Source organism: Pseudomonas agarici (assembly GCF_900109755.1).
Lineage (GTDB): Bacteria > Pseudomonadota > Gammaproteobacteria > Pseudomonadales > Pseudomonadaceae > Aquipseudomonas > Aquipseudomonas agarici.
In genome coordinates, this window is record NZ_FOAR01000021.1 from 1 (window position 1) to 25,545 (window position 25,545).

The 25,545-nt window shown below is 60.0% G+C and carries 24 protein-coding genes; 12 read left to right on the top strand and 12 right to left on the bottom strand.

The window, feature by feature from the left end; all coding sequences use genetic code 11:
• Window positions 1-534: 534 nt before the first annotated feature.
• Window positions 535-1,683, bottom strand: coding sequence for a murein transglycosylase A (gene mltA / locus BMX68_RS18060; RefSeq protein ID WP_017130063.1), 1,149 nt, complete (start codon window positions 1,681-1,683; stop codon window positions 535-537).
• A gap of 146 nt (window positions 1,684-1,829) precedes the next feature.
• Here mltA and BMX68_RS18065 point away from each other — a divergent pair, with 146 nt between their 5' ends.
• Complete coding sequence (locus tag BMX68_RS18065) at window positions 1,830-2,279, top strand: c-type cytochrome (RefSeq protein ID WP_026012973.1); 450 nt, start codon at window positions 1,830-1,832, stop codon at window positions 2,277-2,279.
• A 28-nt stretch (window positions 2,280-2,307) separates the two neighbouring features.
• Here the strand turns inward: BMX68_RS18065 and BMX68_RS18070 are convergent, their stop codons facing one another.
• The 4 genes from BMX68_RS18070 to BMX68_RS18085 form a co-directional block, all read right to left on the bottom strand.
• Entirely contained in the window at window positions 2,308-2,703 is a 396-nt protein-coding gene (locus BMX68_RS18070; RefSeq protein WP_017130061.1) for a DUF1090 domain-containing protein, read from the bottom strand.
• A gap of 98 nt (window positions 2,704-2,801) precedes the next feature.
• On the bottom strand, window positions 2,802-4,475 hold the full coding sequence (gene ligB, locus BMX68_RS18075; protein WP_017130060.1) for an NAD-dependent DNA ligase LigB: 1,674 nt from the start codon (window positions 4,473-4,475) through the stop codon (window positions 2,802-2,804).
• Between the two features lie 249 nt (window positions 4,476-4,724).
• A complete protein-coding gene (metK, locus tag BMX68_RS18080) occupies window positions 4,725-5,915 on the bottom strand; it encodes a methionine adenosyltransferase (RefSeq protein WP_017130059.1) in 1,191 nt (396 codons plus the stop codon).
• Window positions 5,916-5,934: 19 nt separating this feature from the next.
• Entirely contained in the window at window positions 5,935-6,930 is a 996-nt protein-coding gene (locus tag BMX68_RS18085) for an ArsR/SmtB family transcription factor (protein ID WP_017130058.1), read from the bottom strand.
• Window positions 6,931-7,189: 259 nt separating this feature from the next.
• On the opposite strand from BMX68_RS18085, the gene tkt reads away from it, so the two are divergent.
• The 6 genes from tkt (at window position 7,190) to fba (ending at window position 13,443) form a co-directional block, all read left to right on the top strand.
• The gene (gene tkt / locus BMX68_RS18090; RefSeq protein ID WP_017130057.1) at window positions 7,190-9,187 is read left to right on the top strand and encodes a transketolase; all 1,998 of its coding nucleotides are present in this window, start codon (window positions 7,190-7,192) and stop codon (window positions 9,185-9,187) included.
• 228 nt (window positions 9,188-9,415) lie between these two features.
• Window positions 9,416-10,465, top strand: coding sequence for an erythrose-4-phosphate dehydrogenase (gene epd, locus BMX68_RS18095; RefSeq protein WP_060781862.1), 1,050 nt, complete (start codon window positions 9,416-9,418; stop codon window positions 10,463-10,465).
• Between the two features lie 17 nt (window positions 10,466-10,482).
• Window positions 10,483-11,646: a phosphoglycerate kinase gene (locus BMX68_RS18100; RefSeq protein ID WP_017130055.1), complete on the top strand. Its 1,164-nt coding sequence runs from the start codon at window positions 10,483-10,485 to the stop codon at window positions 11,644-11,646.
• Between the two features lie 32 nt (window positions 11,647-11,678).
• Entirely contained in the window at window positions 11,679-11,903 is a 225-nt protein-coding gene (locus BMX68_RS18105) for a hypothetical protein (RefSeq protein WP_017130054.1), read from the top strand.
• A gap of 58 nt (window positions 11,904-11,961) precedes the next feature.
• Complete coding sequence (locus BMX68_RS18110; protein WP_017130053.1) at window positions 11,962-12,309, top strand: MliC family protein; 348 nt, start codon at window positions 11,962-11,964, stop codon at window positions 12,307-12,309.
• A gap of 69 nt (window positions 12,310-12,378) precedes the next feature.
• Complete coding sequence (fba, locus tag BMX68_RS18115) at window positions 12,379-13,443, top strand: class II fructose-bisphosphate aldolase (protein WP_060781866.1); 1,065 nt, start codon at window positions 12,379-12,381, stop codon at window positions 13,441-13,443.
• A gap of 88 nt (window positions 13,444-13,531) precedes the next feature.
• On the opposite strand, the gene BMX68_RS18120 is transcribed toward fba, so the two are convergent.
• Together BMX68_RS18120 and BMX68_RS18125 are read right to left on the bottom strand one after the other, a co-directional pair.
• Window positions 13,532-13,753, bottom strand: coding sequence for a hypothetical protein (locus BMX68_RS18120; protein WP_017130052.1), 222 nt, complete (start codon window positions 13,751-13,753; stop codon window positions 13,532-13,534).
• 208 nt (window positions 13,754-13,961) lie between these two features.
• Window positions 13,962-14,459 (bottom strand): RICIN domain-containing protein, encoded by a 498-nt coding sequence (locus BMX68_RS18125; protein ID WP_017130051.1) that lies wholly within the window; start codon window positions 14,457-14,459, stop codon window positions 13,962-13,964.
• A gap of 346 nt (window positions 14,460-14,805) precedes the next feature.
• Here BMX68_RS18125 and BMX68_RS26440 point away from each other — a divergent pair, with 346 nt between their 5' ends.
• Window positions 14,806-14,940: a hypothetical protein gene (locus BMX68_RS26440; protein WP_017130050.1), complete on the top strand. Its 135-nt coding sequence runs from the start codon at window positions 14,806-14,808 to the stop codon at window positions 14,938-14,940.
• Window positions 14,941-15,010: 70 nt separating this feature from the next.
• Here the strand turns inward: BMX68_RS26440 and BMX68_RS18130 are convergent, their stop codons facing one another.
• Window positions 15,011-15,682, bottom strand: coding sequence for a polysaccharide lyase family 7 protein (locus tag BMX68_RS18130; protein ID WP_017130049.1), 672 nt, complete (start codon window positions 15,680-15,682; stop codon window positions 15,011-15,013).
• 435 nt (window positions 15,683-16,117) lie between these two features.
• Between BMX68_RS18130 and BMX68_RS18135 the strand changes: the two genes are divergently transcribed.
• From BMX68_RS18135 to BMX68_RS18145, 3 genes are read left to right on the top strand one after another with little or no spacing between them, the layout of a single operon-like run.
• Window positions 16,118-18,241 (top strand): putative bifunctional diguanylate cyclase/phosphodiesterase, encoded by a 2,124-nt coding sequence (locus tag BMX68_RS18135; RefSeq protein WP_017130048.1) that lies wholly within the window; start codon window positions 16,118-16,120, stop codon window positions 18,239-18,241.
• 45 nt (window positions 18,242-18,286) lie between these two features.
• The gene (locus BMX68_RS18140) at window positions 18,287-18,799 is read left to right on the top strand and encodes a M48 family metallopeptidase (protein WP_017130047.1); all 513 of its coding nucleotides are present in this window, start codon (window positions 18,287-18,289) and stop codon (window positions 18,797-18,799) included.
• 21 nt (window positions 18,800-18,820) lie between these two features.
• Window positions 18,821-19,117, top strand: a complete 297-nt coding sequence (locus BMX68_RS18145) for a winged helix-turn-helix domain-containing protein (RefSeq protein WP_017130046.1) — start codon at window positions 18,821-18,823, stop codon at window positions 19,115-19,117.
• Window positions 19,118-19,123: 6 nt separating this feature from the next.
• On the opposite strand, the gene BMX68_RS18150 is transcribed toward BMX68_RS18145, so the two are convergent.
• Complete coding sequence (locus BMX68_RS18150; protein WP_017130045.1) at window positions 19,124-19,576, bottom strand: GNAT family N-acetyltransferase; 453 nt, start codon at window positions 19,574-19,576, stop codon at window positions 19,124-19,126.
• A gap of 295 nt (window positions 19,577-19,871) precedes the next feature.
• Between BMX68_RS18150 and BMX68_RS18155 the strand changes: the two genes are divergently transcribed.
• Window positions 19,872-20,609, top strand: a complete 738-nt coding sequence (locus tag BMX68_RS18155) for a substrate-binding periplasmic protein (protein WP_017130044.1) — start codon at window positions 19,872-19,874, stop codon at window positions 20,607-20,609.
• 57 nt (window positions 20,610-20,666) lie between these two features.
• On the opposite strand, the gene yccS is transcribed toward BMX68_RS18155, so the two are convergent.
• The 3 genes from yccS to dbpA all read right to left on the bottom strand — a co-directional run bounded on the left by yccS (window position 20,667) and on the right by dbpA (window position 25,493).
• Window positions 20,667-22,850 carry a YccS family putative transporter gene (gene yccS, locus BMX68_RS18160; RefSeq protein ID WP_017130043.1) on the bottom strand — a complete coding sequence of 728 codons (2,184 nt, stop codon included), beginning with the start codon at window positions 22,848-22,850 and terminating at the stop codon, window positions 20,667-20,669.
• 112 nt (window positions 22,851-22,962) lie between these two features.
• Window positions 22,963-24,141, bottom strand: coding sequence for a BaiN/RdsA family NAD(P)/FAD-dependent oxidoreductase (locus tag BMX68_RS18165; RefSeq protein ID WP_026012972.1), 1,179 nt, complete (start codon window positions 24,139-24,141; stop codon window positions 22,963-22,965).
• A gap of 14 nt (window positions 24,142-24,155) precedes the next feature.
• Window positions 24,156-25,493 (bottom strand): ATP-dependent RNA helicase DbpA, encoded by a 1,338-nt coding sequence (gene dbpA, locus BMX68_RS18170; protein WP_244159639.1) that lies wholly within the window; start codon window positions 25,491-25,493, stop codon window positions 24,156-24,158.
• Between the last annotated feature and the right edge of the window lie 52 nt (window positions 25,494-25,545).

Consider the following 25,545-nt stretch of genomic DNA (forward strand, 5'->3'; position numbering starts at 1 on the left):
CAACGGGGACAACGATGTCAGGGTCGGTCATGAGGTTTTCCCTTCCGGGTCACTGATTGGGCTTATCACCGCGGCGTACAGGACGCGGTGATCGGGAGTGTGAGGGCATGCCCGCCCAGCCCTGGCTGGAGGCATCGGAATTGGAGAGGTTGAAATATGCGGATGGAGGTGGTGCCATGGGCCTACTTCCTTGCTCTGGAGGTCTCGGCGTAGGTTGTCGAGGACGCAGTTTTTATTGTTGTTTTTTGCCCAGCTAGGACAGGCTTGGGCGCGCTGGCAGAGCAACTCCAAGCGCAATAAATTCGCGCCAGGCCGAGCCAGGCAAATTTAAATCGAGGTAGACGCTAACAAAGCGGAAAAGGAATAACTGTCAGATCCATCCCAAAAATAATTCGGAATGTTCTTTTGGGGGAGGTGAAGAGGGGCTGGTCGGTATAAGTGTGCCGAGGTGGCGCTGATTGCGAGAGGCTGGTTTCCCTTGGTGTGAGCGGCAAAGAGGGTGTCGCCTTGCCTCGTCACCCTCTTTGAGCCGATTCAACTCCCTACGGCAGACGTTTGCGGCAAGGCCATGCCTTTAGGCCAGAGCATCCAGATATTGCCCTTCTGTTTCATGTCTCCCGCCAGTTGCCCGGCGGCATCGCCTGTGCCCCAGAACAGGTCGGCCCGCACCTCGCCGGAAATCGCCCCGCCGGTATCCTGGGCGGCCACCGGACGGACCAGGGCGCTGCCATCGGGCTTGGTGGTCGACAGCCACAACAGACTGCCCAGCGGAATCACCTTGCGGTCCACCGCCACGCTGTAGCCGGCGGTCAGGGGCACGTTCAGCGAGCCGCGTGGGCCTTCGTTGCTGTCCGGGTTGCGGGCAAAGAACACATAGCTTGGGTTGCTGCCCAGCAGCTCCGGGATGCGCGTTGGGTGCGCTTTGGCCCAGGCGGCGATGGTGCCCATGGTGACGTCTTCTTTCTTCAGTTCGCCTTGCTCCACCAGCCAGCGACCGATGGCACGATAAGGGTGGCCGTTTTGGTCGGCGTAACCGATTCGCAGTTGCCTGCCGTCGTCCAGGCGGATGCGGCCAGAGCCCTGGATCTGCAGGAATTGCAGGTCCATCGGGTTGGTCAGCCAGGCCAGCACCGGCGCCTTGACGCCTTGGGTAGCGATCAGCGCCGCATCGTCATAGGGCTTGATGACCCGACCGTCCAGGCGTCCGCGCAGACGCTTGCCTTTCAACTCGGGGTAGAGGCTGTCCAGTTGCACGATGATCAGATCGTCGGGTACGCCATAGACAGGCACCGAAGCGTTGACGGTGCGGGTCAGGCTGCCGGGATAGACCGGTTCGTAATAACCGGTGATCAGCCCATCGGCACTGTTTTGCGCGGAACGCAGCCCATAGACCTCAAGGTTCTGCTGGAGGAAGGCGCGTATGGCGGTGGGTGTTTCTGTCACAGTGGCGGCGGCGGCACAGGTCGTTGCCCAGTGGGCGTCGTTCTTCAGCCGGGTACAGGCACTGCGCCATGAGGCAAAACCGGCCAGCAGGTCGGCATCGGCAACCTTCGGCAAGGCGTCCCAATCTGCTTTGACGTAGGTGGTCATCGGCTCGTGGGGCTGGTTGTCCTTGCCATTGCAGCCGGCGAGCAGGGCCAGCGCGAAAATACTCCAGCCCAGGCGTTTGAAAGTGGTGTTCATCAGCAAGCGTATTCCTTGAGTCACTACCCGTTCAGTCGTTGTGCAGGTAGCCCATTCAGTTAGTAAGGATATTGGCCCTTGGGCCTATTGGTCTTTGAGGTCGAGGCGAGGATACTGACCGCCGTCTCCCATGACCTGAAGCCATCATGACGCTTAAAAGATTTCCCGTGGTATTGCTGGCCTGTTTCACCCTAGTTGCCTGTGGCGGCATTGATCCGAACTCGCCACTGGGTCAGCGCAAGGCCATTTTCAAACAGATGCTCAAGACCAGTGAAGACCTGGGTGGCATGTTGCGCGGCCGTATCCCCTTCGACGGTCCGCGGTTTGCCGAGGGTGCGAGCAAGCTTGAAGGTTTGTCCCACGAACCGTGGCAGCATTTCCCGCAGGTCAAGGAAACGGAGCATACCAGTGCCAAGGCCGAGGTCTGGCAGAAGCAGGCGCGTTTCCAGGAGCTGGCGCGCTCGCTGGAAGAGGCTACCGGCCAACTGGTGATCGCCAGCCAGGTCCAACCCTACCAGGCGAGCACCCTCAAGCCTGCGGTAGAGAAAGTCGAAAACGCCTGTGGTGCTTGTCATAAAGAGTTTCGCGATCACTGATTCGCTGGCCGCGCGGGCCGATGGCGCGTCACTTGTCCAGCTCATCCAGCGCGCCCTGTAACTCCTTGCGCGACTCAGCCAGCTTTTCCTTGCGCTTGTTGATCTTGTCCGGATCGCCTTTTTTCATCGCTTTGTCGAGGTCGGCCTGACGGCGGCTGACTTCGTGCCTGGCTTCGAGCGCATTGGTTTCTCGCTCCTTTTTTAGTGAGGCCTCGGTGCAATGGGTGGTCACTGCATCCAGGGCTTTTTCCAGACCGGCCTGCTGCTCGCTGTTGCCTTGGGCCTTGGCAATTTCGAGCTGACTGCCGATGGCCTGGCGTTTGGCGGCACAGCCGGTCAGTTCGAGTTGTTCTTCGGCTGCCAGGAGCGGGGCGACCATCACGCTGCACAAGGTGAAGAGAGTCAGCGGTGAGAGAAATTTCATGAAGAACTCCGTGTTGAAAAAATAATGAAAAGAGTAATGAATCAATAAAACCAATCCGCTTTTTTATGGCAGATCCGGATCAGTGGGCAATGCTGACCTCAAAACCCATCGACCCCGGCGGCACGTAACGACTCAGCCAGGGCCATTACCTGTGGATCGCGGAAGAAGGCACTCAGTTGCGCGGCTCGCATGGGTCCGATCCCAGGTTGTGCCTGCCAGTCTTCGGTGGTTCGACTGGCCAGCCCAGGCCAGGTGCCAGCCAATCTGATACCGGCGGGCGCCGGCAGCCCCAGCGCCTTGAGCCAGCGTTCGAATGGCCGTTGCCGAGCCACCTGCACACTGTCGAGCCATTGCAGGCTGCGGCTTGCACCGAAGCCTGCAATGTTAGCAAGCTCTCGAGCATCAAGGGTCAGCCAATCGAGCAGGTGTTGCAAACGGCCAGCCTGAATCAGCTTTTCCCAGGTGCCACGACCCAGGTGTGGCAGTTCCAGGCCTTGTTTGCCGCTCAGCCATATCAGGCGGGCGAGGAACTGGCTTTCGCAGCCGGGGCTGTTTTGCCAGCAGCTCGATGCATGGAAATCATCCGGATCGGGAACGTCGACCGGTTCTCGCTCCACACTGCGCCAGGCCACACCCTCCAAGCGTGGGATGGTCAGGCCGGCAAGACTGATGGTTACCTGATCGCCAGGGCGAATATCCAGCTTGCGCCAGCGTTGCAGGGAGCCGACGCTGATTCGCTGGATGTGCCGGTCATCCAGGCGCACGGGGATCAGTTCGAGCATCGGCGTGATGCGTCCGGTACGGCCGATCTTGAAGCTGACGTTGCGAACATGGGCCAATGCCAGGACATGCGGGTATTTCCAGGCGACGCTCCAATGAGGTGGCCGGGCTTGCCAGCGTTGTGCCGCTGGTCGCTGGCCCTGGCGCAGCACCACGCCGTCGCTGGCGAAGGGCAGCGGCTGGTGATACCAGTAGTCGCGCCAGTCCCGTGCCTCGGCAAACTGCTTGATCGGTTGACTGTAGGTTTCGCTGTCGCTGAAGCCGAGAGCGCTCAGGCCTTGCAGGCGTTCGAGTTGGGTCGATGGCCCGTCGGGCCAGTCCCAGACAAACAGGCCGATACTTTCGGCCTCCGTGGCTGGGAGCTGGTGCCGTGCCATCAGCCCCGCGACCTTGCTACGGGCATTCAGGCCACCGTCTTGGGCTTGTACATGGTTCACCAGGCGCCAGTACAACTCTCCCTGCAACAGCAGGTCCACGGGTTGCGGCAGTTGCGACGGGATGGCGGCGATCCGGCGCGCATTGTCGGTCCAGTCCTGGCCCTTGAGTCCATCGCCGCGACTGATGGCCCGATGCAGTCGGCCTTGGTGATAAACCAGGGTCACGGCAACGCCATCGACCTTAGGTTGAATCCACAGGTCCTCGCGGTCCTTCATCCACGCCCGAACCGACTCGTCGTCCGGCAGCTTGTCCAGCCCGGTATGGGGGATTGGGTGGGCAAGGGTTCCACGGGCTTTGAGCAACGGCTCGTCCGCTGGCTCACGCGGCAGGGCGAAGCATCGACGCCAGTGCTCGAAGGTCTGGCGGGATTGATCGTAGAGTTCGTCGGCCACTGGCGAAATGCCCTGGCGATGGTAGCGCTCGTCCCAGCGCGCCAGTTGTTGCCGGAGGGCATCGGCTTCGCGTCGGGCGCGTTCCGCTGGCCATTCCGGGCATTGACCGGCATAGGCGTTGAAGCACCATGCCAGACATATCCAACCATGGAAAACACGCATACCAGAGCATCCTTGCTCGACTAAAAAACACAGCCTAGATCAGTCCGGGCGAAAAAAAGCGCCGTGGCGGGCTAGGTTTTCTTACCCCGTATGTCGCTTTGCTCGAACGGGTCGCCCGGCGCCGTGGCCTGGGTCCTGGCAATATGGCTGGGCGTCTGCAGGTTTTGAGTCTGTTTGTTTCAGCCGCCGAGGCAGCATGAAAAAGCCCTCCCTGGCCGACCAGGGAGGGCTTTGGTAACGCAGGCGACATTACAGGCCGGCGGCGGCTCGAAGAGCATCCACACGGTCGGTTTTTTCCCAGGTAAAGGTGGTGAAGGTGTCGTTGCCGACAGTCTTCTGCTGCGGGGTGCGTCCAAAGTGGCCGTAGGCTGCGGTTTCCTGGTACATCGGGTGCAGCAGGTCGAGCATGGTGGTGATGGCGTATGGGCGCAGGTCGAAGATTTCGCGAACCAGCTTGATGATCTTGTCATCGCTGATCTTGCCAGTGCCAAAGGTGTTCAATGAAATCGAAGTCGGTTGAGCGACGCCGATTGCATAGGAAACCTGGATTTCGCAGCGGTCGGCGAGGCCGGCGGCAACGATGTTTTTGGCCACGTAGCGACCGGCATAGGCTGCGGAGCGGTCAACCTTCGAGGGGTCCTTGCCGGAGAATGCGCCGCCGCCGTGACGGGCCATGCCGCCGTAGCTGTCGACGATGATCTTGCGACCGGTCAGGCCACAGTCGCCCACCGGGCCACCGATGATGAAGTTGCCGGTCGGGTTGATATGGAACTGAGTGTCCTTGGTCAGCAGTTTCGCCGGGATGACGTGCTTGACGATCAGTTCCATCACGCCTTCGCGCAGGTCATTGTAGGACACGTCGGGATTGTGCTGGGTCGATAGAACGATAGCATCGACGCCAACGACTTTGCCGCCTTCGTAACGGCAAGTCACCTGCGATTTGGCGTCCGGGCGCAGCCATGGCAGCAGCCCGGATTTACGCGCTTCGGCCTGGCGCTGCACCAGTTGGTGCGAGAATGCGATCGGCGCTGGCATCAGTTCCACGGTTTCGTTGCTGGCGTAGCCGAACATCAGGCCCTGGTCGCCGGCACCCTGGTCTTCCGGCTTGCTGCGATCAACGCCCTGGGCGATGTCCACTGACTGCTTGCCGATAATGTTCATCACCCCGCAGGTCGCACCGTCGAAACCGACGTCGGAGCTGTTGTAGCCAATGTCGAGGATCACGTTACGCACGATGTCTTCGAGGTCGACCCAGGCCGAAGTGGTCACTTCGCCAGCGATGATGGCGACACCGGTTTTCACCAGGGTTTCGCACGCGACGCGGGCGAACTTGTCTTCGGCGATGATGGCGTCCAGCACCGCATCGGAGATTTGGTCGGCGATTTTGTCCGGGTGCCCTTCGGACACGGACTCGGAGGTGAAAACGGAATATTCGCTCATATCGATGGTTTTCCTGAATTTACCGATGTTGAGTGGTGCCAGCCGGTCGCTGAAAGTGGCGAACCTGGATCTGGAAACCATTACGTAAGCCTACATAGAGGCTGTCCCCGGGCATGAGCCCCGCAGCAGTGGCCCAACGGGCCAGATCTTCCTGTTCAAACCCCAACCACAGATCACCGCAGGCCTCCCTGGCCCAACTCTGGTTGTGGCTGCACAATTCGGTTATCAGCAGACTGCCGCCAGGCCGCAGCAGCGCGGCCATTTGCTTGAGGGCCTCGGCTGGCGCGGCAAAATGATGCAAGACCATATTCAGGACCACGCAGTCGGCCTGGATATTGTGGCCCAGCAATGCATCGGCCAACTGCAGGCTGACATTAGTCAGTGATTGGCGTTCGCATAGCTGGCGCGCCAGTTCGAGCATCACCGGGCTATTGTCCAACGCCGTAACTTGCTGGAAACGTCGCGCCAGGTCGGGCAGGAAACCGCCATCGCCTGGGCCCACTTCCAAGGCCCTGGCGCCAGGGTCGAAGCTGAGTTTGTCGAGCAGGGCCAGGATGCTTTCGCGGTATTGCGGCAAGCCGGCGATCAGGTCCTGCTGGGCGCTGAATTTCTCCGCAACCCGTGAGAAAAAGTCCTGGCTGGCGGCTGCACGCTGTCCGTGGACCAGGGCGATGCGTGCCTGCACTTCGCCCGGCAGTTGGAGGTTATCCACCTCGTCGAGCAGGGCAGCATGCAGCTTGCCACCGGGCAGCTCGGGGTGAGGCAGGGCTCGACGGTAAAAAATCGCATTACCTTCGCGACGGGTAGCGACCAGATCGGCCTGGGCCAGCACTTTCAGGTGATGGCTCATGCCGGACTGACCGATGGCGAAGATCTGCGCCAGCTCCAGTACCCCGAACGAATCATTGGCCAGTGCCCGCAATACATTGAGCCGCAACGGGTCGCCGCCAGCCTTGCACAGGATGGACAGTTCGTCGCAGTGATCATGACGCGGGGCAGGTGCACGTAGGTTCATAAGGCCAGCAGTCTAGTGAGCGTCGGAGCGTCTCGCAAGTGCAATATCAAAAAGTTTTGATATTGCACGATAAATGGCACTTTCTCCTCCGCCCGTGTCTATACAGACGAGTCGCGCAAAGGTTTCCCCCGTGCAATGCGCAACTATCGGCAGGAAAAACATGGCCGAGCGATTATCTATCATTGCCCCGAGGGCGTTCCCTGAGAGAAAATGCTCGCCTTTTTCTGTTTCGTTTTATTCAAGCCCCAGGAGATCAGTGATGCCCAGCCGTCGTGAGCGTGCCAACGCCATTCGTGCCCTCAGCATGGATGCCGTGCAAAAAGCCAACAGCGGCCATCCCGGTGCCCCCATGGGCATGGCGGATATCGCCGAAGTGCTTTGGCGCGATTATCTGAAGCACAATCCGAGCAACCCATCCTTCGCCGACCGTGACCGCTTTGTCCTGTCCAACGGCCATGGTTCGATGCTGATCTACTCGTTGCTGCACCTGACCGGCTACGACTTGTCCATCGACGACCTGAAGAACTTCCGCCAGTTGCACAGCCGCACCCCAGGTCACCCGGAGTACGGCTACACCCCAGGCGTTGAAACCACCACTGGCCCGCTCGGTCAAGGCCTGGCCAATGCCGTTGGCTTCGCCCTGGCGGAAAAAGTCCTGGCTGCTCAGTTCAACCGCCCCGGCCACAACATCGTCGACCACCACACTTATGTGTTCCTCGGTGATGGTTGCATGATGGAAGGTATTTCCCATGAAGTCGCGTCTCTGGCCGGCACTCTGGGCCTGGGTAAGCTGATCGCCTTCTACGATGACAACGGCATCTCCATCGACGGAGAAGTTGAGGGCTGGTTCACCGACGATACGCCGAAGCGTTTCGAGTCCTACAATTGGCAGGTGATCCGCAACGTCGACGGCCACGATCCGGAAGAGATCAAGACCGCCATCGAGACCGCGCGCAAGAGTGAGCAGCCGACCCTGATTTGTTGCAAGACCACCATCGGCTTCGGTTCGCCGAACAAGCAAGGCAAGGAGGACTGCCACGGCGCTCCGCTGGGTGACGCGGAGATTGCCCTGACCCGTGCGGCGCTGAAGTGGAACCACGGCCCGTTCGAAATTCCGGCCGACATCTATGCCGAGTGGAATGCCAAGGAAGCCGGGCGCGCCGTCGAAGCCGAGTGGGACCAGCGTTTCGCGGCCTACTCCGTGGCCTTCCCGACTGAAGCCAATGAGCTGGTGCGGCGTCTGAGCGGCGAGTTACCGGCCGATTTCTCGGAAAGGGCCTCGGCTTATATTGCCGAGGTCGCGGCCAAGGGCGAAACCATCGCCAGCCGCAAGGCCAGCCAGAACACCTTGAATGCCTTCGGTCCGCTGTTGCCCGAACTCCTCGGCGGTTCGGCTGACCTCGCGGGTTCCAACCTGACCTTGTGGAAAGGTTGCCAGGGCGTCAGTGCTGAAGACGCCAGCGGTAACTATATGTACTACGGCGTGCGTGAATTCGGCATGACCGCGATCATGAACGGCGTCACCCTGCACGGCGGCCTGCTGCCTTATGGCGCGACCTTCCTGATGTTCATGGAATACGCGCGCAATGCCGTGCGCATGTCGGCGTTGATGAAGAAACGCGTGATCCATGTCTACACCCACGACTCCATCGGCCTGGGTGAAGACGGCCCGACCCACCAGCCGATCGAGCAACTGGCAAGCCTGCGTTGCACGCCGAACCTAGACACCTGGCGTCCTGCCGACGCGGTGGAATCCGCCGTGGCCTGGAAACACGCCATCGAGCGCAAGGACGGCCCTTCGGCGCTGATCTTCTCGCGACAGAACCTGCAGCACCAACAGCGTGATGCGGCGCAGATCGACAGTATCGGTCGGGGTGGCTATGTGTTGAAGGATTGCTCGGGCGAGCCGGAGCTGATCCTGATCGCCACCGGTTCGGAAGTCGGCCTGGCGGTGCAGGCGTTCGACAAACTGAGCGATCAGGGCCGTAAGGTGCGCGTGGTGTCCATGCCGTGCACCAGCGTGTTCGATGCCCAGGATGCCAGCTACAAGCAGGCGGTGTTGCCGCTGCAAGTGGGCGCGCGTATCGCCATCGAAGCCGCGCACGCCGACTACTGGTACAAGTACGTGGGTCTGGAAGGCCGCGTGATCGGTATGACCACCTACGGTGAGTCGGCGCCCGCGCCAGCCTTGTTCGAAGCGTTCGGGTTCACCCTGGAGAACATCCTGGGCCAGGCTGAAGAGCTGCTGGAAGGCTAAGAACCGGATATTGCTCGTCCGGACTGAGGTCTTCGCGGGCAAGCCCTGCGCCTAGAGGTTTGAGTCGTTCACCAGATGGCTGTACGACTCGGTTTCGCAGGCGCCGGGCTTGTTTGCGAAGGCGCTCGGTCAGTGATGGATCACTACCGGGTTCGTGCTCGAACCCGTTTGCAAAAAAATCCACGCCTTTGCGTGGGTTCTTGATGTTCAAGCTTCGGCGAGATCCCCATGCCCCAACTGCGTCCCTACAGAGTTGCACTCAACGGCTACGGCCGTATCGGTCGTTGTGTCCTGCGTGCGTTGTTCGAGCGAGGGGCGCAGGCCGGGTTTGAAATCGTTGCGTTGAACGATCTGGCCGACCTGGCCAGCCTTCAATACCTGACGCGTTTCGATTCCACTCACGGTCGCTTTCCCGGCGAAGTACGGGTCGAGGACGATTGTTTGCATATCAATGGGCATAGCGTGAAAGTCTTGCGCAGTGCCACTCCAGAAGCGATCGACTGGGCCGCGCTGGACATCGATCTGGTGCTGGAGTGCTCCGGCGCTTACCACACTCGTGAAGATGGCGAGCGTTTCCTGGCTGCCGGGGCACCCAGGGTGCTGTTCTCTCAACCGATGGCCAGCGAGACCGATGTCGATGCCACCATCGTCTACGGTGTCAATCAGGATTGCTTGACCGGTGACGAGTTGCTGGTGTCCAACGCTTCCTGCACCACCAACTGCGGTGTACCGCTGTTGCGCCTGCTCAATCAGTCCATCGGCCTGGAGTACGTGTCCATCACCACGATTCACTCGGCGATGAACGACCAGCCGGTAATCGATGCCTACCACGCTGAAGACCTACGCCGCACGCGGTCGGCGTTCCAGTCGATTATCCCGGTATCCACGGGCCTGGCCCGAGGTATCGAGCGCCTGCTGCCGGAACTTGCCGGACGAATCCAGGCCAAAGCGGTGCGGGTGCCGACGGTGAACGTGTCGTGCCTGGACATTACCCTGCAGACCGTCAGCGATACCGATGCCCAGGAGGTCAACCGGATCCTGCGCGAAGCCGCTACCAGCGGTCCGCTCAAGGGCCTGTTGGCCTACACCGAGCTGCCCCATGCCAGCTGTGATTTCAACCATGACCCACATTCGGCGATTGTCGATGCGAGTCAGACCCGCGTGTCCGGCCCGAGGCTGGTGAACGTGCTGGCCTGGTTCGACAACGAGTGGGGTTTTGCCAACCGAATGATCGACGTTGCAGGGCATTACCTGAACGTGGTTCACCAAAAACCGTAAACCAGAGATTGTGATCCATGACCGTGTTGAAGATGACCGACCTCGATCTGCAAGGTCAGCGCGTACTGATCCGCGAAGACCTCAACGTCCCTGTCAAGGACGGTGTTGTCACCAGCGATGCGCGTATCCTGGCCTCGCTGCCGACCATCAAGCTGGCCCTGGAAAAAGGCGCCGCCGTGATGATCTGCTCGCACCTGGGTCGCCCGACCGAAGGCGAGTTCTCGGCCGAGAACAGCCTCAAGCCGGTCGCCGACTACCTGAGCAAAGCCTTGGGCCGTGATGTGCCGCTGGTGGCCGATTACCTGGACGGTGTCCAGGTCAAGGCCGGCGACATCGTGCTGTTCGAGAACGTGCGCTTCAACAAGGGCGAGAAAAACAACGCCGACGAGCTGGCGCACAAATATGCCGCGCTCTGCGACGTGTTCGTGATGGACGCCTTTGGTACCGCGCACCGCGCCGAGGGTTCGACTCACGGCGTGGCCAAGTTTGCCAAGGTCGCCGCTGCCGGGCCGCTGCTGGCGGCAGAACTGGAGGCCCTGGGCAAGGCCCTGGGCGCGCCGGCCAAGCCGATGGCCGCCATCGTCGCCGGCTCTAAGGTTTCGACCAAGCTCGATGTACTGAACAGCCTGAGCCAGATCTGCGACCTGTTGATTGTCGGCGGCGGCATCGCCAACACCTTCCTGGCCGCTGCGGGTCACCCGGTGGGCAAATCGCTCTACGAGCCTGATCTGCTGGACACCGCCCGTGCCATCGCCGCCAAGGTCAATGTACCGTTGCCGGTCGACGTGGTGGTTGCCAAGGAATTTGCCGAAAGCGCTGTGGCCACTGTCAAGCCGATCGCAGACGTAGCCGCCGATGACATGATCCTGGATATCGGCCCGCAGACTGCGGCGAATTTCGCCGAGTTGCTGAAGTCGTCCCGGACCATTCTGTGGAACGGTCCGGTGGGTGTTTTCGAATTCGACCAGTTCGGCAATGGCACTCAGGTGCTGGCCCAGGCCATCGCCGACAGCGCGGCATTCTCCATTGCCGGTGGCGGTGACACCCTGGCGGCCATCGACAAATATGGTGTCGCTTCGGATATTTCCTATATCTCTACCGGTGGCGGTGCCTTCCTCGAATTCGTCGAAGGCAAGGTACTGCCGGCCGTGGAAGTGCTGGAAAAGCGCGCCAGGGCCTGAGGTAGCATAGGCCGTTGAAAGGGAGTTTTCATATGGTCAGGCTATTCGTGCTGCTGATCCTGGTGGGGGTGTTGGCCGGTTGTGCCAGCACGCCCGGGGGCGGGCCGGCGACTGAGGGCGCTCCGGCTGGCGGCAAAGGTTGTTACCAGGCCGATTGGCAGGCGCAGACCGCGCCGGTGCTGAACGGGCGCCTGGGGCCGGACGGACTGGAAAAATACGACGCATCGTCCGGGGCCCGGGAACAGGGTTGCCCTTGACGGGTCAGATTCACTACAGGCAGTACTGGCGGCCAGGGCCGTCAGTCGAGGAACCGGCATGAAAGGCTTTATTGCCCTCGCTTCACTGGCACTGCTTGGCGGTTGCGCCGGCTTCAACCTGTCCTCCTCGACATCGCCGACGGATAACTGGACCCGCTGGGTCTGCGACAGTCAGGCGCAGGTGTTCTGGCGTTACGCCGACAGCGCGGGCAAGTCGGTCGACGTGCGCCTCGGCGGTGCCGAGCAGGTGTACCGTTTGAAACCCGAGGTCGGCGCGGTCGACAGCGGCGTGCTGTATAGCGACAACGTGTTGGCATTTCATAAAAAAGATGATGAGGGCCTGGTCTACTGGGTCGCCACCAACGATTTGATCGGTCGAGCCTGTAAGGCCCCTGATCGGCAATAACTTGAATAGCAGCCGCCGCTCCGGCAGGCTTGCACGATTAACGACCCTCGTCCGGGAGAGACATACACAATGGCACTTATCAGCATGCGCCAGATGCTGGACCACGCAGCCGAGTACGGCTACGGCGTTCCAGCCTTCAACGTCAACAACCTTGAGCAGATGCGCGCCATCATGGAAGCCGCTGACAAGACTGACTCTCCGGTGATCGTCCAGGCTTCCGCCGGCGCCCGCAAATACGCTGGCGCGCCGTTCCTGCGGCACTTGATCCTGGCGGCTATCGAAGAGTTCCCGCACATTCCGGTGTGCATGCACCAGGACCACGGCACTAGCCCGGACGTCTGCCAGCGCTCCATCCAACTGGGCTTCAGCTCGGTCATGATGGACGGCTCTCTCGGCGAAGATGGCAAGACCCCAACCGACTACGAGTACAACGTCCGTGTCACCCAGCAAACCGTGGCCATGGCTCACGCCTGTGGTGTGTCGGTAGAGGGCGAATTGGGCTGTCTGGGCTCGCTGGAAACCGGCATGGCCGGTGAAGAAGACGGTATCGGCGCCGAAGGCGTGTTGGACCACAGCCAGATGCTGACGGACCCGGAAGAAGCTGCCGACTTCGTCAAGAAGACCCAGGTTGATGCGTTGGCCATCGCCATCGGCACCAGTCACGGCGCCTACAAATTCACCAAGCCGCCGACCGGTGACGTGCTGGCGATCGACCGTATCAAGGAAATCCACAAGCGCATCCCCAACACCCACCTGGTGATGCACGGTTCGTCTTCGGTTCCACAGGAGTGGCTGGCGATCATCAATCAGTATGGGGGTGACATAAAGGAAACCTACGGCGTGCCGGTCGAGGAAATCGTCGAAGGTATCAAGCATGGTGTGCGCAAGGTCAACATCGACACTGACCTGCGCCTGGCGTCCACCGGGGCGATGCGTCGTCTGATGGCTACCCATCCGAGCGAGTTCGACCCGCGCAAATTCTTCGGCGCCACCGTGACCGCCATGCGCGATGTGTGCATTGCCCGTTACGAAGCTTTCGGTACGGCTGGCAACGCCTCCAGGATCAAGCCGATCTCCCTAGAAGCGATGTTCCAGCGCTACCTCAAAGGTGAGTTGAACGCTAAGGTCAATTAAGCCATTTCCGGGTTTATGAAAAAGCCGTCGCAAGACGGTTTTTTTATTCGCGTCGATTGATCGGGCGGATGCAAAGTGTCCGCCAGATCTATTCCAGGTTGTGGTGATCCTTCTTTTGTCCGACCTGTGGCGAACGAAAGGAATGGCCCCGCCAGACATCGCCCACGTACACTTCTACCGAGGGATCGACGGCGATCCAGCGCCAGGCCCGAATATGGGTCGGATGATAGGCCGGCTTGTGTTCCGACTCCTTGATTTCGCTCACATAGAAACCACCGGTACTGGACGCCATCACCAAGGCCCATTTCATATCTGCCTCCGTCTGTCGTTGATACTCGATTCTGGAAAATATGACCGACAGCGTGTGCCCTTCATGCGACAAAATCGTTGAACCGGGTCATGCGCCAATACCTCGGCAACCGGCGCCTCTTTCTCAACGATGACCCGATGGCCCACTGATCGGCATCGGTGCCCATGAATACGATGTCACGGTGTCTGGGCTCCAGTCGGGGAGCGCTTCATGCCTTTACCAGCTTGAATTTCTGGTTTTTCGTTCCTCCATAAGTGTAAGCGATAATGTTGGTATTTTCCGCCGTGTTAGATCCATTAACGTCTAGCACTTTGCCGTTGCTTTTGTTTTCGATATAGAAGAGTTGGGTCCCCGCTTTCTTCAACGTCCAAAATTGCCGTGTATCGAGTGTCATGGGGGCGGCAACGACATTATCGCCGCTGGGCTCCAGTACCCGACTCTGGTTCTTTCCATTGATAATCAAATACCCTTGCTTGATATGATCGAAATGGAATTCCCAGGTGGACTCGGGGGCCGGATTGTCACGATACAGTTTGACATTGTGGGCGCGGTTGCCATCGGCGCTGAGTGCCATATCCACCAGCATTGAGCTAGTTAGATCCGTGTAGATTTTATAAAGGCCATTATCTATCCTTTCAGCGCCTCCAGGGGCACCCAATGCCTGTTCGGGAACTTCAGTGTCACGAGGAGTAGTTTCATCTTCCATGCTGACATTCCTTTTGCAAGTTTCGATCTGCGGGCGTAGTGCCGAGGGGACGAGCGAAGAGTGGCGCTTAGACCGGCCGACAGGCAAAAGGCACGCCTGAGGGTTGCTGATTATATTGGTGGGGTTGTGTAAGTTGGGCTACTGTCAGAAGTGACAGGTTTATAGACGGTTTCCGAATAGTAAATAGCCGCAGAAAGCATGAAATGATATTTCATGAACGTAGTAGAAGAGGATGATCTAGAGAGTAGTGTTAAATAATATAATAAACTGTCAAATATGACAGTGGTCGATGAGTTGTTGCCATGGCACTCTGTAATTCCAGGTCTCGATAGAGGAGTAAACCGTTATGAGCAGCAAAGACAAGAAAGTCGATATCAAGCCCAAAGGCCCGGCGCCTGTCAAGGTACCGCCTGTCGTAGTGCCGCCTGCCGAAGTGACACCAAAACCCAAGGGGCAAGCCCCTGTCACCATCAAGCCCTGATGCGGCGTCTGTCATTCAGCCCCGATTTGAAGTTCGGGGCCATTGGCCGGTGGGCCCGGCGAACACGCCCTCAACTCTTCTGGTGTTCGATAATCAGTTTGTAGAACGTCACCATTCCGCCTTCGCTGGTATACCCGGTGTTGTCCTGTACATAGACCCCGGCTTTGAAGTACAGCGGCTTGTCGCGCCAGGTGCTGCCGACCTGGGTGTACCACGCCGCGCCGGCGGCATGCACGCTCAAGGCACCGCCGGGACTGAGGTGAATCAGGTAGGTAAAGCTTTTATCCAGCGGCACGTTGTCGGCGATCTGGATGACGCGGCCTTCGCTGTCGTCCGGGTTACTGCGGATTTTCACCACGATAATCCCGGTCTGGCGGCTGTCACTGTATTGGTACTCGACCTTGAGCATGGGCTTGGTGCTATTGTATGAATGGATCTGGCCGATAACGATCTTGCCCGATGACGGTACCTGGTTCACCGCCAGGGCTGCGCGCAGGTAATTGTTGGCTTCGCCGTAGAGCCAGTTGTGCACGCTTCCGTCAGCGTAGGTTTCCCGTAGCTCGCTACGTGGGTAGATGGCGTTTTGGGTCTTGGAGCCGGTTACGGGCGACCAGAAGAACAAGGTGCCGGTGTCTGAGTGAAAGTACTGATTCTTGAAACCTTCTACTAATTTGGGTGTGTCGATGGTCTCGGGTGGTGTACCGACAGGTACGCTAAGATTCCAGGTCGTCAGATCGATCATGGTGGGTGTCTCCCGTGTAAAACGTAATACGCACGGGCATAGGCACATCATCTGAGAAAATTCAGACAAACTGCTTTAGCCTGGAGATTTGAACACTCTTTATACGGGGTGAAAGCTGGTTTGTTAACGTCAGACCGGCGAACGGTTGACGCCAAAACACCGACGAAATGTGCAGAGCCCGGCGGGCTTCGACTTGCACTAATAACCGTTGGTCGGATTGGCAAAATGCTATTGCTGTGTGGCGGTGAAAATCACCTCCGTCGATTGAATGCCCGAATCATTTTCATCGACCGTTAGTCGGGATATCGACACTGGTTGTGAATGGTGGCGCAATGGTCACTGCTTTTTGCGCGAACCCGAACTAGAGTTGTCCTTGTCAATTATCCGGTTTTCTGTCTGACCTCCGGTAGAGTTCCCTGAACATAGAGGAGCAGCATGGATTGCGCGCAAGTTAAGGCTGGTGATAGCAATTCTGTCCTTTTGGTGGTCGATGACTATCCTGAAAACCTGCTCAGCATGCGAGCGTTACTGGAGCGCCAGGACTGGCAGGTGGTCACGGCGGCTTCCGGTATCGAAGCGCTGACCGTGCTGCTTGAGCAGGAGATCGATCTGGTATTGCTGGATGTGCAGATGCCCGGCATGGACGGTTTTGAAGTCGCTCGCCTGATGCGCGGCAGCCAACGTACTCGCCTGACTCCGATTATCTTCCTCACCGCCAATGAGCAGTCCCTGGATGCCGTGATCAAGGGCTATGCCAGTGGTGCGGTGGACTATCTGTTCAAACCCTTCAACCCGGATATCCTCAGGCCCAAGGTTCAGGCGCTGCTTGAACAGCAGCGCAATCGTCGGGCCTTGCAGCAACTGACCCGCGATCTGGAAGCGGCCCGAGCCTTCAATGCGTCGGTGCTGGAGAATGCCGCGGAAGGCATTCTGGTGGTCAATGATGAAGGCAATATCGGTTTTGCCAACCCGGCGATTTCCCGTCTGCTCAACGCACCGCTGGCGTTGTTGATTGGGATGCCGTTCCTGAATTTCCTGCAGCAACCACACTTTCCCGAATGGCTGAACTGCCCGTTGCACGAAGGTTATCGCAAGGGGGAAATCTATCGCCTGCACGACGCGCTGCTGCGCACCAGCGATGGAAAATCGCTGCCGGTGGCTATGTCCTGTGCACCGTTGCCGGCGGATCAGCGCGCGATGGTGGTCACCGTGCTCGACATGTCGGTGGTGCATCATCTGCATCAACAACTGGAATTTCAGGCGGTGACCGATCCATTGACTGGCCTGCTCAACCGTCGGGGGTTTTACCGGACCGCGGAAAACACCCTGTTGCGTTGCGACCCCAGCCGCAAGTCGCTGGTGTTGATGTATCTGGACCTCGACAGCTTCAAACGAGTCAACGACTCCCTCGGGCACGAAGCCGGCGATCGCGTGCTGCGTTGGGTTTCGGAGCAATTGAAGGTCTGTCTCAAACCCTTCGATATCGTGGCGCGCATGGGCGGTGACGAATTCACCACGTTGCTCGATCTGGAGCGCCCGGAGCAGGCGGCGAAGGTCGCGGAAAGATTGATCGAGCGAGTGTCGATCCGTCAGCAGATCGACGGCATGGACATGACTCTGGGAGTCAGCATCGGTATCGCCACCTATCCCGATTGCGGTGCCAACCTTGATGGCCTGTTGCGAGCGGCGGACATTGCCATGTATGAGGCCAAACGCGCCGGGCGCCAGCAATATCGCTACTACGATCATGAGATGAACGGACGGGCCCGTTCACGGCTGATGCTCGAGGAAAGTGTTCGTTCGGCTATCGAGGGCCAGGAATTCAAAATGGTCTATCAGCCTCAGGTGTCCCTGGAGGATGGCCGGCTGCGTGGCTTCGAAGCCCTGTTGCGCTGGCACCATCCCAGTGTCGGCGATGTGCCGCCGGGATTGTTCCTGCCGTTGCTGGAGGAGGTCCGCTTGATCAGCCGCCTGGGCAGTTGGATCTATCGCCAGGCGGCGACCCAGCGCCATGCCTGGAACGGAGTGTTCGCCGATGAGCTGGTGTTGAGTGTGAGCCTGAGTGCCACGCAGTTCTGTATGTCGAATCTGGTCGAGGAACTGCAGGAAGTGATCGAGCGCCACGACCTGCGCCCCAGCCAGCTTGAGGTAGAGGTCACCGAAGCGGCGCTGATGCATGATTTCGAAGCCTCGCGCAAACAGTTGCGGCGGATTCGCGCGTTGGGCATGCGGGTGGCCCTGGATGATTTCGGCTCCGGTCATTGTTCACTGAATCACCTGCGGGATCTGGAGTTGGACACCCTCAAGCTCGACCGCCACCTGATCGCCAAGATTCTCGACTCGCCACGGGATGCGGCACTGGCGCGTAGCGTGATCGAACTGTGCCAGCAGTTCGGCCTGCTGGTGATCGCCGAAGGGGTGGAGACCCTGGAGCAGTCGCAGTGGCTGAAAGCCAATGGCTGTCCCTTTGTCCAGGGCTTCCTGGTCGCCCGCCCACTGACCGCCAAGGATGCCAGTGGATTCGGTCCGGTATTCGACTGGAGCGCATTGGGCAGTTGAATTCGCTACACTGCCGGCCTTGTTCAATGCACGTAACGGCCTTCCATGACCGCGCTGAAATACCTTCAAGCCTATCCCACGTCCTTGCAGGACTCGGTGCGCCAGATGATCGCCCAGGACAAGCTGGGCGCCTATCTGGGCCAGCGTTATCCCGACCGACATGCGGTGCAGAGCGACAAGGCACTGTACAGCTACGTCCTGGCCTTGAAGCAGGAGCACTTGCGCAATGCCCCGACCCTCGACAAGGTGCTGTTCGATAATCGCCTGGATCTGACCCATCGCGCCCTTGGCTTGCACACGGCGACCTCGCGGGTGCAGGGTGGCAGGCTTAAGGCCAAGAAAGAGATTCGCATCGCTGCGCTGTTCAAGGCGGCGGCGCCCGAGTTTCTCAAGATGATCGTGGTGCACGAGCTGGCGCATCTCAAGGAAAGCGATCACAACAAGGCGTTCTACCAGTTGTGCGAATACATGCAGCCGGGGTATCACCAGTTGGAGTTCGACCTACGGATCTATCTGACCTGGCGAGATCTCCAAGGCAAGGCCATTGTGGCCGATTAAGCGACCGATAAGGGTTTTCGGATGGATGTCAGCAAGACCAAGAGCAGTTTCTATCGCCGGCTGTATGTGGCTTGGTTGATCGATAGCGGGGTCGCCTGCAGCGTGCCGATGTTGACCGAAGCGACCGGCATGCCGCGGCGCACCGCCCAGGACACCATCGTGGCCTTGGCGGACCTGGATATTCTCTGTGAGTTCGAGCAGGAAGAGGGCGCCCGCAATCATGCCGGGCGCTACCGGATCCATAGTTGGGGGGCGATCGACAAGACCTGGGTCGAGCGCAACCTGGCGTCGATCAAGCAGGTGCTGGGGTACCCCTGAACGGTCTCAGGCTTTGCGCATGCCGATGTGCGGGATGTCATCTTCCAGATACGCCTCGCCCACCACCGCGAAGCCATAGCGCGCGTAGTAGTCCTGTAGATGGGCCTGGGCCGAGAGGTAGATCGGCTGTTCCGGCCACCGCTTTGCGGCGTGCTTGAGTGCCTGCGTCATCAATTCATGCCCCAGCCCGAGTCCCCGGGCCTGCGGTGCGATCACTACTCGCCCGATCACCACGTCGCCACTTGGCGATGGCGGGTCGAGCAAGCGCAGGTAAGCCGTCAGCCGATCATCCTGCCAACCCATCAAATGACAGGTGTCTCCCTCCAGGTCGAGTCCGTCGACCTCCTGGTAGGGACATTTTTGCTCGACCACGAAGACCTCGGTCCGCAGTCGCAGGACGGCGTAGAGTTGCTCCTTACCCAGGTCGCTGTGGTGTTTGCAGATCCAGTCGGTTGTCATAGTGCTCAGCCTGATGCCAATATCCAGTACCGATACTAAGCCGGTTACCTCGCGGAACCAACCACCGCTCGCTAGGGAGCATAAATGGGCCGCTGGGTCATTTTTTGAATGACGGTCAAATGAGATGATTGATTTTGCTCGGTCTCGTCATCTTTGGGTAATCTGCTTTGCAGGGCATTTGTCGCGGCGCCGATGAGCTAATGTTAGGAACTGGGAGATGGCCAGTTGCCTTCGCCCGGCCCCTGGGCTTCGGTTCACTGCACAGGGCAGACCCGCCCGCTAAGGATTTTTTGGCATGTCGCGACTGCTTCGAGCGTTTGCTTTGCTTGGATGGCTGCTGCTGACACAGAGCGCTACTGCGGAAAAATTGCGCCTGGTGGCCGATACTTGGCCGCCGTTCACCGACGCGACCCTGGTCAATGGCGGACTGGCAACCGATATCGTCAGCACGGCCCTGGCCCGCGCCGGTTACGCCAGCGACTTCGAGCAGGTACCTTGGGCGCGAGCCCTCAAAGGGCTTGGCGAAGGGCGTTATGATGTGCTGATCAATGCCTGGTACTCCAAGGACAGAACCTTGCTGGGACAGTTCTCGAGCGAGTACCTGCTCAACCGCGTGCGTTTTCTCAAGCGCAAGGACTCGTCCATCACCTACGACACTCTGCGGCAACTGCATGCGTTTCCGGTTGCCGTGGTGCGTGACTATGCCTATTCCCCGGACTTCGAGGCGGACGCCCAGTTGCAGAAGATCCCAGTGCACAACTTCGCCATGGCCGTGCGCATGCTCGCGGCGGGTCGTGTGAAGCTGACCCTGGAGGACGAGTATGTGGCGCGTTATTACCTGAAAAGCGAAACACCACGGGTGCGCGCTGCAGTGGAGTTTTTGCCCAAGCCGCTGAGCGAGAACAGCCTGCATATCCTGGTCAGCCTGAAGAACCCGAGGCATGAACAGATCGTGGCGAACTTCGATCGTGAGATCGCCGCGATGAAGGCCGATGGTAGTTACGAGCGCCTGCTCAAGCTGCATGGCATGTAAGGTTGGGCAAACACAGCCTGGATCAAGCCGGCTCTCACCGTTTTCGGCTATCTCAGTTCAGCCTTGCTCGGGTGCCTTGATCAAGTGCGCCGCCAGTGTGCGCAACGGCCCCAACTGACGACAGATCAATGCCAGTTGCGTCTGCACCAGTCGCTGTATCTCGTCAGTCTCGTCCGTCATCTGTTCCAGCTCGTTGGCCAGGGCCTCCTCGGCATCGCTGTGGATCTCGATGGCAGTCTTGTTCGCCAGCCCAATGGCAATCTGCTCGATGCTGGCGGCCAATGTCGCCCCGGCGCTGTCGAGCAAATGCTCGCGGACTTGCGCTGGCAGCTGGTTTTCCCGGTGTGCGCCAAGCCCCGAGAGATAGCTGAGCAAGGTATGCGAGAGCACCAGGAAACGAAAGCCGACATCGGCTTCCTTACGAAAATGCCCAGGTTCCATCAGCATGTTCGCCAGGGTGGTCGACAGCGCCGCGTCGGCATTGTGCGCATTGCGCCGGGCGAGACGATAGGCCAGGTCGTCGACCTTGCCGTGGGCGTATTGCTGCATGATCTGGCGCAGGTACAAGCTGTTACAGCTCAGGGTATTGGCCAGTACCTTGTTCAGGCGCCGGCCCTGCCAGTCCGGTAGGAATAGAAATACCGCCAGACCTGCGATCAGGGCGCCGAGCAGGGTATCCATCAGGCGCGGCAGGAACAGGCCGTAGCCGTCACCCACCTGGTTGAAACAGAACAGCACCGTCAGGGTCATGGCGGCGGTTGCCAGCGTGTAGCGCGTGGTGCGGTTGATAAAGAATGTCACCCCGGCGACGATGGTGAACAGGGCTTGGATCAACGGGCTCGGGAACAGATCGAACAGCGCCCAGGCGGCGGTCAGGCCGATGCCGGTGCCGATGATCCGCTGGCCCAGCTTGCGTCGGGTCGCGCCGTAGTTCGGCTGGCAGACGAACAGTGTGGTGAGGATGATCCAGTAGCCCTGGGACGGATGCACCAGGTGTACCATGCCGTAGCCGATACTCAGGGCCAGCGGCAGACGCAGGGCGTGGCGGAACAGCAGCGAAGTCGGGGTCAGTTGGGTACGCAGGCGCGTCAGCACGTCCTTGAAGTTGCGCGGCGAGCGGTCCAGCAGGCTACTGTCAGTGGCGTCGGCCAGGTTTTCGGGGTTGCTGGCGTCGCTGAGCAGGCGGTCCAGGGTGCTGAGGTTGGCGGCCAGGGCTCGTAGCGAGCGCAACAGGCCGCGCCAGGCCGGATTGCTCTGGATGCGCAGGTGTTCCATCGAGGCGTGCAGGTCGCCCAGGGCTTCGGCGAAGCTGGCGTCGTAGACGAACGGCTGACGCAACTGGATCGATTCCGCCAATGCCTGGCAAGCCTTGCCCTGCTGACGCAGCAGGCGCTGGCAGCGAAACAGCACATCACTATGAAAAAAGGCTTCGGCCAGGGCGTTATACGGGTAGTGTGAGGAGCTGGCGCGTTCGTGGATATCCTGAGCGAGGAAATACAGCTTCAGGTAGCGACTGACCTTCGAGCCCGGCCGACCGTTGCCGACCCGGGGCAGAATGATTTCCTTGGCGGTGTTCAGCGCCGCGACCACCCGACCGTTTTGCCGGGCCAGCTCCAGGCGCCGAGCCTCGACGTCCATTTGGCGGATCGGTTCGAACAGCGACGACTTGAGCTTGAGGTAATGGCCCAGTTCGCGGAACAGCTTCGCCAGGCTCTGTTGCACCGGCTGGTTGGAAAACAGCGCTTGCCACAGCACCGAGAGCAGGCCGTACCAGCCGGCACCGGCTACCAGCAGCAAGGGTTCATGCCAGAGGTTGTTGACTTCGCCACCGCGCGAATCCACCCCGATCATGGTGTAGACCGAGAGAATCAGCGTCGCCGAGGCAATCGCCCCATAGCGTTCGCCCAGGGCGCCGAGCATGGTCAGGCCGAAGGCCGCCAGAGCCATGGCCGCGACGAATACCAACGGATAAGGGAACAGCAGCTCGACCGAAAACGCCGCGACGCTGAAACACACCAGCGTCACCGCCAGGGCGTTGAGACGGCCTTGCCAACTGTCGTCGGTCTCGGCCAGGGCGCTGGCGATGACCCCGAGGAACAATGGGATCAGCAGCCTCATTTCGTTCTGGAACCAGCACAGGGCCATAATGCCGGTCAGGGCGATGAACACCCGAACGCTATAACTGAATTTATCCAATGCCCAGAGACGGCGCAGGGACTGGTTGAACGAAGTCGATGCCATGAAGGAGTGAGAGCCTGCTAAGCGATGGATCTAAATTGCGGGAGTTCGCGCGGCGTTGCAATGGTGCGGTACTCATCTCCAGAAAAAAATTATTCGGTGATCGAGTGGCATGTCAGACGAATTGCGCGGCCGCGTAGCCCGACGCCCAGGCCCACTGGAAATTGAAACCGCCGAGATGGCCGCTGACATCCAGCACTTCGCCGATAAAATACAGGCCAGGGGTTTTCAGCGACTCCATGGTCTTGGACGAGACTTCACGGGTGTCGATTCCGCCGAGGGTCACTTCGGCGGTGCGATAGCCTTCGGTGCCGGCGGGGACCACCTGCCAGTCGCCGAGCTTGCCCGCGACCTCGGCCAGTTCCGCTGGGGTGTACTGTTTCATGGGCTTGGAGACGAACCAGTGTTCGGCCAGCAGGTTGGCCATCTTCTTGGTGAACAGTTCGCCGAGCAGGGTTTTCAGCTCGCTGTTGGGCCGTTCGGTCTGTTGCTGTTGCAACCATTGCAGGGCGTCGTGGTCCGCCAGCAAGTTGATGTGCACGGTATCACCGGGTTGCCAGAACGAGGAAATCTGCAGGATCGCCGGACCGCTGAGGCCGCGATGAGTGAACAGGATATTTTCCCGGAAACTCTGGTCATTGCAGCTCACCAGGCAATCCACCGACGTCCCGGACAGCTCGCCGCACAATGCCTTGAGTTGATCGGTGATGGTGAACGGCACCAGGCCGGCGCGGGTTGGCAACAATCGGTGGCCGAACTGCTTGGCCACCTGATAGCCGAACCCGCTGGCGCCGAGGGTCGGAATCGACAGGCCACCGGTAGCGATGACCAGGGATTGGCAACTGATCTGGCCGAGGGTGGTTTGCAGCAGATAGCCGCTTTCGAGTTTCTCGATGTGCTGGATCGAGGTGTTCAGGCGCAGATTGACGCCGGCCTGCTCGCATTCATCCAGGAGCATGTCGAGAATGTCGCTGGACTTGTTGTCGCAGAACAATTGGCCGAGTTTTTTCTCGTGATAGGGCACGCCGTGCTTGGCCACCATCGCGATGAAATCCCACTGGGTGTAGCGGGCCAGGGCCGACTTGCAGAAGTGCGGATTCTGCGAGAGAAAATTGCCGGGCTCGGTGTACAGGTTGGTGAAGTTGCAGCGCCCGCCGCCGGACATCAGGATTTTCTTCCCGGCCTTGTTGGCATGGTCGATCAGCATCACCTGGCGCCCACGGGCGGCGGCGGTAAAGGCGCACATCAGGCCGGCGGCACCGGCGCCGATGATCACAACTTCAGTAGCGGGCACAACGATGTCCTCTTTCAGAGAATCCGCACGCGCAGCGAGCGACCCTTGATCTTGCCGTCGTTCAGGCGTTGCAAGGCCTGCTTGGCGACACCGCGCTCCACCGCCACATAGGCCTGGAAATCGAAGATCGCGATCTTGCCGACTTGGGCGCCGGGAATCCCGGCGTCGCCGGTCAGGGCGCCGAGGATATCGCCCGGACGCACCTTGTCTTTGCGTCCGGCGGCGATGCACAGGGTGCTCATGGCCGGCAGCAACGGACCGCCGCCCTGGGACTTGAGGTTGTCGAGCTGGTCCCAGTTCAACGGCGATTTCTGCACCTCCTCGATGGCCCGTGCGCGCAGGCTTTCGGACGGCGCTACCAGGCTGATCGCCAGGCCGGTCTCGCCCGCCCGCCCGGTACGACCGACGCGGTGGATATGCATCTGCGAATCACGCGCCAGCTCGACGTTGATCACCATGTCCAGCGCATCGATATCCAGGCCGCGCGCCGCCACGTCAGTGGCCACCAGCACGCAGATGCTGCGGTTGGCGAACATCGCCAGGACTTGATCGCGGTCGCGCTGTTCCAGGTCGCCGTGCAGGGCCACGGCGGACACGCCCTTGGCGGTCAGGGTGTCGACGGTTTCCTGGACCTGCTGCTTGGTGAAGCAGAACGCCACGCAGGAGGCTGGGCGGAAATGGTTAAGCACCTTGAGCACCGCGTCCATGCGATCTTCCGGGGCAATCTCGTAGAAGCGCTGTTCGATCTGACTGTCGGCATGCAGCGCCTCGGCCTTGACCTGCTGTGGGTTGCGCATGAATTTGGCGGCCAACTGCTTGATGCTCACCGGGTAGGTGGCGGAGAACAACAGGGTCTGCCGGCGCTCGGGAAGCTGGGCGATGATTTCCTCGATGGCGTCGTAGAAACCCATGTCGAGCATGCGGTCGGCTTCGTCGAGCACCAGGGTGTTGAGGCCGTGCAGGACCAGCGAGCCCTTGCGCAGATGCTGCTGGATGCGCCCAGGAGTGCCGACGATGATATGCGTGCCGTGTTCCAATGAAGCGATCTGCGGACCTAAGGCCACACCGCCGCAAAGAGTCAGCACCTTGATATTGTCTTCGGCGCGGGCCAGGCGGCGGATTTCCTTGGCGACCTGGTCGGCGAGTTCGCGGGTCGGGCAGATCACCAGGGCTTGGCAGCCATAGAAGCGCGGATTGATCGGGTTCAGCAGGCCGATGCCGAAGGCGGCGGTCTTGCCGCTGCCGGTCTTGGCCTGGGCGATCAGATCCATGCCCTTGAGAATCACCGGTAAGCTCTGCGCCTGAATCGGCGTCATCTGGGCGTAACCGAGGGAGTCGAGGTTAGCCAACATGGCAGCGGACAGGGGCAACGAGTTAAAAGCGGTGGCGATGGTGGTCACGGGA

What these genes read in the sequence shown, in the direction of transcription:
- BMX68_RS18065 (WP_026012973.1), top strand. Translation starts at nt 1,830, where the DNA reads ATGACGCTTAAAAGATTTCCCGTGGTATTGCTGGCCTGTTTCACCCTA.
- BMX68_RS18150 (WP_017130045.1), bottom strand. Translation starts at nt 19,576, where the DNA reads ATGACAACCGACTGGATCTGCAAACACCACAGCGACCTGGGTAAGGAG.
- BMX68_RS18070 (WP_017130061.1), bottom strand. Translation starts at nt 2,703, where the DNA reads ATGAAATTTCTCTCACCGCTGACTCTCTTCACCTTGTGCAGCGTGATG.
- mltA (WP_017130063.1), bottom strand. Translation starts at nt 1,683, where the DNA reads ATGAACACCACTTTCAAACGCCTGGGCTGGAGTATTTTCGCGCTGGCC.
- metK (WP_017130059.1), bottom strand. Translation starts at nt 5,915, where the DNA reads ATGAGCGAATATTCCGTTTTCACCTCCGAGTCCGTGTCCGAAGGGCAC.
- BMX68_RS18135 (WP_017130048.1), top strand. Translation starts at nt 16,118, where the DNA reads ATGGATTGCGCGCAAGTTAAGGCTGGTGATAGCAATTCTGTCCTTTTG.
- BMX68_RS18125 (WP_017130051.1), bottom strand. Translation starts at nt 14,459, where the DNA reads ATGGAAGATGAAACTACTCCTCGTGACACTGAAGTTCCCGAACAGGCA.
- BMX68_RS18145 (WP_017130046.1), top strand. Translation starts at nt 18,821, where the DNA reads ATGGATGTCAGCAAGACCAAGAGCAGTTTCTATCGCCGGCTGTATGTG.
- fba (WP_060781866.1), top strand. Translation starts at nt 12,379, where the DNA reads ATGGCACTTATCAGCATGCGCCAGATGCTGGACCACGCAGCCGAGTAC.
- dbpA (WP_244159639.1), bottom strand. Translation starts at nt 25,493, where the DNA reads ATGTTGGCTAACCTCGACTCCCTCGGTTACGCCCAGATGACGCCGATT.
- BMX68_RS18120 (WP_017130052.1), bottom strand. Translation starts at nt 13,753, where the DNA reads ATGAAATGGGCCTTGGTGATGGCGTCCAGTACCGGTGGTTTCTATGTG.
- BMX68_RS18100 (WP_017130055.1), top strand. Translation starts at nt 10,483, where the DNA reads ATGACCGTGTTGAAGATGACCGACCTCGATCTGCAAGGTCAGCGCGTA.
- ligB (WP_017130060.1), bottom strand. Translation starts at nt 4,475, where the DNA reads ATGCGTGTTTTCCATGGTTGGATATGTCTGGCATGGTGCTTCAACGCC.
- BMX68_RS18130 (WP_017130049.1), bottom strand. Translation starts at nt 15,682, where the DNA reads ATGATCGATCTGACGACCTGGAATCTTAGCGTACCTGTCGGTACACCA.
- BMX68_RS18110 (WP_017130053.1), top strand. Translation starts at nt 11,962, where the DNA reads ATGAAAGGCTTTATTGCCCTCGCTTCACTGGCACTGCTTGGCGGTTGC.
- BMX68_RS18155 (WP_017130044.1), top strand. Translation starts at nt 19,872, where the DNA reads ATGTCGCGACTGCTTCGAGCGTTTGCTTTGCTTGGATGGCTGCTGCTG.
- BMX68_RS18105 (WP_017130054.1), top strand. Translation starts at nt 11,679, where the DNA reads ATGGTCAGGCTATTCGTGCTGCTGATCCTGGTGGGGGTGTTGGCCGGT.
- tkt (WP_017130057.1), top strand. Translation starts at nt 7,190, where the DNA reads ATGCCCAGCCGTCGTGAGCGTGCCAACGCCATTCGTGCCCTCAGCATG.
- BMX68_RS18140 (WP_017130047.1), top strand. Translation starts at nt 18,287, where the DNA reads ATGACCGCGCTGAAATACCTTCAAGCCTATCCCACGTCCTTGCAGGAC.
- BMX68_RS18085 (WP_017130058.1), bottom strand. Translation starts at nt 6,930, where the DNA reads ATGAACCTACGTGCACCTGCCCCGCGTCATGATCACTGCGACGAACTG.
- yccS (WP_017130043.1), bottom strand. Translation starts at nt 22,850, where the DNA reads ATGGCATCGACTTCGTTCAACCAGTCCCTGCGCCGTCTCTGGGCATTG.
- epd (WP_060781862.1), top strand. Translation starts at nt 9,416, where the DNA reads ATGCCCCAACTGCGTCCCTACAGAGTTGCACTCAACGGCTACGGCCGT.
- BMX68_RS26440 (WP_017130050.1), top strand. Translation starts at nt 14,806, where the DNA reads ATGAGCAGCAAAGACAAGAAAGTCGATATCAAGCCCAAAGGCCCGGCG.